Raw genomic sequence first — 6,897 nt, forward strand, 5'->3', positions numbered from 1 at the left:
TTACGGGCAACCCCACCTCACTTCTTTGCTTCCACTAAATTTTGAGGTTAGGGTCTTACTGTCCGGCAAATAGCGGGATAAACAAACCTATAAAAAAGAAGACTGTTCCAAAATATTGGAACAGTCTTCACTTATACTCTTATTCTTCTCCGAAACGCTCCACAAGTGTTGCAAGTGTACGTACCATTGCACCAGTTGCTCCAGTTGGACCTAAGTCGTGCGCGCCTTTTGTTTCTGATGTTCCAGCGATATCTAAGTGTACCCACGGTGTATCTTCAGCGAATTCGCCTAGGAATGTACCTGCCATAACCGCATGTCCTTCACGGCCTGGTGAGTTATTTAAATCAGCAAACTTACTGTTTCTCACACGTTCTTTATCACGATCAAAAATCGGTAGTTGCCAAATTGGTTCATCTGTTTCCATAGAAGCCTCTAGTACTTGCTCAAACAACTCTTCATTATTTGTCATTGCGCCTGTCGTATGGTTTCCAAGTGCAACAATTACACCGCCTGTTAATGTTGCAACATCAACAAGGTAGTTTGCGCCAAGTTTTTTCGCATACGTAATACCATCAGCTAAAGCTAGACGACCTTCTGCATCCGTATTTAATACTTCAATTGTTTTTCCACTCATAGATGTGATTACATCGTCTGGCTTAAATGCCGTACCACTTACAACGTTATCAGTTGAAGGAATAACAGCGATCACATTTTGTTCTGGGCGCAGTTCTCCGATAATTTCCATCGCACCTAATACAGCAGCTGCACCGCCCATATCACCTTTCATACCAACCATGCCTTCACGTGGTTTTAAAGAATAACCACCTGTATCGTATGTAATACCTTTTCCAACGAATCCAATGACATCTGTCCACTCTTCTTTTCCTTTATAAATAAGAGCAATCATTTTGGGTGGCTCTGTACTACCTTGGTTTACTGCAAGTAACGCACCCATACCAAGATCTTCCATCTCTTCTTTTTCAAGAACTTTATAGTCCATATCATACTTCTCCGCTAACTCAACAGCATACTCAGCAAGCTTTGTCGCTGTTAATACGTTTGGCGGCATATTTACAAGTGTACGAGCTGAATTTGTTGCACGTCCATGTACGTAGCCAACTGTTAATGCGGCTTCAATTTCTTGTGCATCTTCCGCTGTAATAGCCGTGAACTTCTCTAACTCTACACGATCCTTTTTATCTGATTTATACGTTTGTAATTCATATGTACCAAGGCCTTGTACCTCTGCTGCAATATGAGCGACATCAATCGCGTCTAATTTCTCTGTTACGAAAGAATCAAGTAAGATTGCTGCATCTTGTACTTTTGCTGCTTGTAGTGTTTTAAACGTTTTTCCAAGAGCCACACGTAACGTTTCTGTCGTATAAGACTCTTTCTTGCCTAAACCAACAAAGTAATACCGTTTCACATTTGTTTTTCCTAAGCTATGTACTTTCGAAATGGCCTTTTTCTTCGTAGATAATTCTTTCTCTTCTAGTAAAACTTGTAATTGTCCTTCAAACGCTTTGTCCAGTTCTTGTACAAAACTACTCATTTTCTCTTCTTCAAATAAAGCGACAATTACTGCTTCGTGACCTGCTAATTCTTTTTGTACTTGAAACATGTTCAGACCCCCTAAATTTCTCTACCACCATTATAACTTTATTTTCGATAAAATGCGACAATTCTAACTACAGTTATATGACGTGTAAAATCTCCTCTATTATGAAATAAGCCAAGAAAAAAAGTCTAGCGTAATTACGACTAGACTATCTTTGCTTTAAATATTGACCACGAAACACTTGCATCGTTTCGTCTTGATTTAACATCGTTAACTCTTCTTCTGTAAACTTACCTTTTCCTACTTTTACTACATACACATTTACTTTTTTCTTACCCCATTGGCTATAAACATCTTTCACCGTATCATAATATAAATCAAGACGGTTTCCTTTTATTGCTCCGCCCTTATCAGCTACTACACCATACCCGTAACCTGGCACGAAGAGAATCGTTCCAATCGGGAATACGCGTAAGTCCGCAGCAATTGTGGAATATAAATCCCTTTTCACTTTAACACCTGAATATGTAATACCATACTCTGGATGCCCTGGCCTCTTACCTGTTGACTCAATCCCCGATGTATAACCTGTTGCAGTCATTTCAATTGAACGATATTTAGACCAGTCGTTTGCCTGCTCTAAAGCATTTATCACTTCTTTACTCGGAGCAACATTTCTCTTAACTTCTGCTGCATGTACTTCTTTTGCACTCATTCCTTCATATGTCTTTACAATCTCTAATAAAGAAACTCCAGTGAAAGCCTTCCATGTTACGCATAATGCAAATGCAAGTAAACAAGTCATCATAATGCGAATACAATATCGTTTTAACATTTTTATATTCCACACTCCTTCATCGTTAATCATTCCCTATACGATGAAGGAATATGCAAAAAATAATCTCCAACTTAGTTGGAGATTAAAACATTTGATATCCGCTTTTCCGAAGTTTCTTGATCACGACTCCTGCTAAAGCAGCCCCTACTAATCCAGTAGATAGAATAAACACGTCTGCTTGTCCTAAGTGCGATACACTTGTCCCAAATGAAGAAAATGTTTCTTTCGGTTTTGAAAAATAATCCCACATACTCGCTTTATTAATAATAAGCATACAAACAATCGGATACACAATAACCATTACCCAAGTAGCTCGCAAAATCATGTTGAGTAAAAATCCAATTCCAAAGAACAAAATAAAAAATAGCATCATTGAAATAAGTAGTACCGGTATACTCACTCTTTCTCCCTCTCCTTCGCACGTGCCGTAAATACGTGATAGGCTGTATAACCAAATGGTTCTCCTGGATTTAATGTTTTGTCCACTTCAAGATGTAGTTCTGATCTTCCTTCTAACAAATATTTAATAAGTACAGACGTATTCGGATCGTCCGCAATCTTATCTGGATGTAAGAACGCCACTTCAGACAATTCTTTCTCCTGTACAATAATATTTTCTCCTTCAGGCTCCAAAAGGAAAATAATCATATTATCACTAATTTCATCACGAATAACACCCGATCGAACACCAATGATCCCCTTCACATGAGCGACAATGCCTGTCTCTTCTAACACTTCGCGTTTCACAGCTTCATCAACTGTCTCACCTTCATTTACAAAACCAGCCGGTAAAGACCATTTCCCTTTTAATCCACTGTATTTCTTCTTAACGAATAGCCACCTGCCATCTTTTGTAGCTACTAAGCCACTAACAGCTAACCATACTTTCCCGCGCTTCCCCATGATGCATCCTCCTCCATTTGAACGGACAGAATATTCTTTCTTTTCTATATATTATACTATACTTTTTAATTCGCTGTGAAATTTCCTTTTTTCAAAAAGTGAAAAAACCCATTTTGTCGATATACTGTTAACAAAAAAATATCAAGATGCAGAAATGTAATTATGAAGAAAATAAAACATTGGATTCATCCATTTCATGATAAGGCAATGTTCAAATAAAACATTTCTCCCATCTTTCTATTGTTATATCGAAAACATGTATTATATGAAAAAAAAGCAGAAACGGCGCTTAGCCGTTTCTGCTTTTTCTACTATATATTAAAAGAACTTTAATTTACCTTTTTTAAGAACTAATAAAGGTCCACCTAATAAGAATAAGTAGCGGTTATCGATTACTTTCTTCATGAAGGAAGCTTTCCAACCTGTTAACTTTTTACCCATAACAACGCCCATTGCATCGTCATGACCTAAAGAACATACAGATCCTTTATTATCGAATGCGAATTTTTTCATTTCGCCCTTGCCACGAACTAATACAGTTAAGTTGTGTGCAATATTGTAACCTTGTTGAATTGCAATTTGTGCTGTTGGTGGGTAAGGACGGTTAATTTCTTCGTTAATGATTAACGCTGCATCACCAACCATGAATACCTCTTCGTATCCTGGAGCGTGCATGTACTCATCAACTTTTACACGTCCGCGCATTGCTTCAAAGCCAGACTCTTCCACAATACCATTACCACGAACACCTGCAGCCCAAACTACTGTTTCAGACTTAATTAATTCAGTATCATCACCATTTGCAACAATAATACCTTCTTCAGTTGCTTCTTTAATTGCTGTACCGATGCGGAATTCTACGCCTTTTTTCTCAAGTTGTTTTACAGCATATTCTACTAATGCTGGATCGAAACCTGGAAGTGCTGTTGGAGCAGCTTCTACACAGATGATACGTGCTTTTTCACGTGGTACATTGTACTGTTTGCAAAGTTCAGGAACACGGTTTGCAAGCTCACCTACGTACTCGATACCAGTAAATCCAGCACCACCAACAACGATTGTTACTAACTCATCGCGCTTTTCATCTGCATATTTAGCGAAACTAGCTTCCATATGCTCACGAATTTCACGAGTTGCATTAATGTTAGCGATTGAGAATGCATGCTCTTTTAATCCTGTAATTCCGAATGTTTCTGATTCGAAACCAAGACCGATTACTAAGTAGTCATACTCTAACTCGCCGTCTTTTAAGATAATACGTTTTTCAGCAGCTTTAATTTCTACTACTGTGTCTTGTACAAAGTTCACTTTATTTGTATCAATAACGTCTTGAATATCTAGACAGATTTTTTCATCTTGTAATGTACCAGCTGCGCTCTCGTGTAACCAAGTCGCTTGGTAGTGATAGCTGTTGTTGTTTACTAACGTAATTTCAGCTTCATTTACAGATAATGCTTTTTGCAGACGAACAGTCGTAATCATCCCGCCATAACCTGCACCTAAAACTACGATTTTTGGAGTCTTCACCAAATCACAACCCTTTTCTTTATATAATAGTAATGAGAAATAATACCAAGTACTAAAAACTCTATTTGTCAAGAATGTGGAATTTATCACATTCTATATCATAACAAAACGCAGTCAAAAAATCGTACGAATTTTGTCATAGAAATTTAACATAATACTTCCCTATATTAGTCGGTTTTATTCCAGAATTCAAGCTTCTGGAGAATTATCAATATTTTAAAATAACATAGCGTTTTCAAGGGTTTTTCAACCTTTTTTTCATGTATTTTCCTTTCTGTATATTTTATACAATACAAAAAGCATCTATGCGAAAACTTACACACAATTCAGTCGTTTTCAGAAGTATTATGAACTCAAATATGCTATCATTTATTTGAAAGTGTCATCATTTGCAGGATTTTCGTGTACATATGAACAATATATGAAATCAATATCAAAATTCCATCTATAGGGGGAATGAAAGTGGCAGAAAATCAAAAAGTTTACGACATAACAATTATTGGTGGTGGTCCAACAGGACTATTCACAGCATTTTATGGCGGGATGAGACAAGCAAGTGTAAAAATCATTGAAAGCTTACCTCAACTTGGAGGACAATTATCCGCACTCTACCCTGAAAAATACATTTATGATGTAGCTGGATTTCCAAAAGTGCGCGCACAAGAATTAGTTGATAACTTAAAAGAGCAAATGAAGAAATTTGATCCAACCATTTGCTTAGAAGAAGCTGTTGATACGCTTGAAAAACAAGCTGATGGTATATTTAAACTTGTTACGAATAAACAAACTCACTATTCTAAATCAGTCATTATTACTGCCGGCAATGGTGCTTTCCAACCACGCCGCTTAGAATTAGAAGGTACAGCAAAATACGAAAAGAAAAACTTACATTATTTCGTTGATGATATGAATAAATTTGCTGGCAAGCGCGTCGTAGTATTTGGCGGTGGCGACTCAGCAGTAGACTGGACGATGATGTTAGAACCGATTGCTGACAAAGTTACAATCGTTCATCGCCGTGATAAATTCCGCGCACATGAACATAGCGTCGAAAACTTAATGAATTCTCGTGCAGAAGTAAGTACACCGTATGTTCCAGTTGAACTCATTGGTGATGACAAAATTGAACAAGTCGTTCTTCAGCACGTAAAAACTGAAGAAAAAGTTATCATCGATGTTGATGATGTAATTGTAAACTACGGCTTCGTTTCCTCTCTTGGCCCAATTAAAAACTGGGGCTTAGATATACAAAAAAATAGCATCCTTGTGAATTCAAAAATGGAAACAAATATTCCTGGCATTTACGCTGCTGGTGACATTTGTACATATGAAGGAAAAGTAAAACTTATCGCTTGTGGATTTGGCGAAGCACCGACAGCAGTAAACAATGCAAAAGCTTACTTCGATCCAAATGCAAAACTTCAACCAATGCATAGCTCAAGCATGTTTTAATATGTAAAAATAAAAGCTCCTTCCATACGCGGAAGGAGCTTTTATTTTATATACCACGAAAGCACACTGAATTCGATACACTATCGAACTCAGTGTGCTTTTCGTCTACAAAAATTATTGTTTTCTTCTTCTACCTAATACGAATAATACTCCGCCAACTAAGAATGAAATTCCCGCACCAACTGACATCATCCATGGATGTGCTGCCCCTGTTTTCGGTAATTCTTTTTCTACTTTTACTTGCGGGTCTTTATTTAACTTTTCCAGTCTTACTTCCGGTTTCTTCAGATCTTTCGGGTCTTCCGGTTTCACTTCTGGCTCCTTCGGTTCTTTCGGATCCTCTGGTTTCACTTCTGGCTCCTTCGGTTCTTTCGGATCCTCTGGTTTCACTTCTGGCTCCTTCGGTTCTTTCGGGTCTTCCGGTTTCACTTCTGGCTCCTTCGGTTCTTTCGGATCTTCCGGTTTCACTTCTGGCTCCTTCGGCTCTTTCGGATCTTCCGGTTTCACTTCTGGCTCCTTCGGTTCTTTCGGATCCTCCGGTTTCACTTCTGGCTCCTTCGGTTCTTTCGGATCCTCTGGTTTCACTTCTGGCTCCTTCGGTTCTTTCGGATCCTCT

The 6,897-nt window shown here is 38.1% G+C and carries 7 protein-coding genes; 1 reads left to right on the forward strand and 6 read right to left on the reverse strand.

Translation table 11 applies throughout. From position 1 onward, the window contains the following. Nucleotides 1–139: 139 nt before the first annotated feature. The 5 genes from pepA to AC1Q51_RS15355 form a co-directional block, all read right to left on the reverse strand. Nucleotides 140–1,624, reverse strand: a complete 1,485-nt coding sequence (gene pepA, locus AC1Q51_RS15335; protein ID WP_090978029.1) for a cytosol aminopeptidase — start codon at nt 1,622–1,624, stop codon at nt 140–142. 145 nt (nt 1,625–1,769) lie between these two features. Continuing rightward, nucleotides 1,770–2,396 carry a stationary phase survival protein SpsC gene (spsC, locus tag AC1Q51_RS15340; RefSeq protein WP_002094181.1) on the reverse strand — a complete coding sequence of 209 codons (627 nt, stop codon included), beginning with the start codon at nt 2,394–2,396 and terminating at the stop codon, nt 1,770–1,772. An 85-nt stretch (nt 2,397–2,481) separates the two neighbouring features. Beyond that, nucleotides 2,482–2,799, reverse strand: coding sequence for a YuiB family protein (locus AC1Q51_RS15345; protein ID WP_000027016.1), 318 nt, complete (start codon nt 2,797–2,799; stop codon nt 2,482–2,484). Then, on the reverse strand, nt 2,796–3,302 hold the full coding sequence (locus AC1Q51_RS15350; protein ID WP_000517993.1) for an NUDIX hydrolase: 507 nt from the start codon (nt 3,300–3,302) through the stop codon (nt 2,796–2,798). Before AC1Q51_RS15350 ends, AC1Q51_RS15345 begins: the two co-directional genes overlap by 4 nt. A 318-nt stretch (nt 3,303–3,620) precedes the next feature. After that, the gene (locus AC1Q51_RS15355; protein WP_000856602.1) at nt 3,621–4,829 is read right to left on the reverse strand and encodes an NAD(P)/FAD-dependent oxidoreductase; all 1,209 of its coding nucleotides are present in this window, start codon (nt 4,827–4,829) and stop codon (nt 3,621–3,623) included. A gap of 462 nt (nt 4,830–5,291) precedes the next feature. Between AC1Q51_RS15355 and AC1Q51_RS15360 the strand changes: the two genes are divergently transcribed. Next, nucleotides 5,292–6,281 (forward strand): NAD(P)/FAD-dependent oxidoreductase, encoded by a 990-nt coding sequence (locus AC1Q51_RS15360; protein WP_000829772.1) that lies wholly within the window; start codon nt 5,292–5,294, stop codon nt 6,279–6,281. A 114-nt stretch (nt 6,282–6,395) separates the two neighbouring features. Here AC1Q51_RS15360 and AC1Q51_RS15365 read toward each other — a convergent pair. Next, nucleotides 6,396–6,897 (reverse strand): LPXTG cell wall anchor domain-containing protein (locus AC1Q51_RS15365; protein ID WP_492331588.1); only part of this gene is annotated, 502 nt, incomplete at its 5' end.

Source organism: Bacillus sp. MT94, from assembly GCF_058792475.1.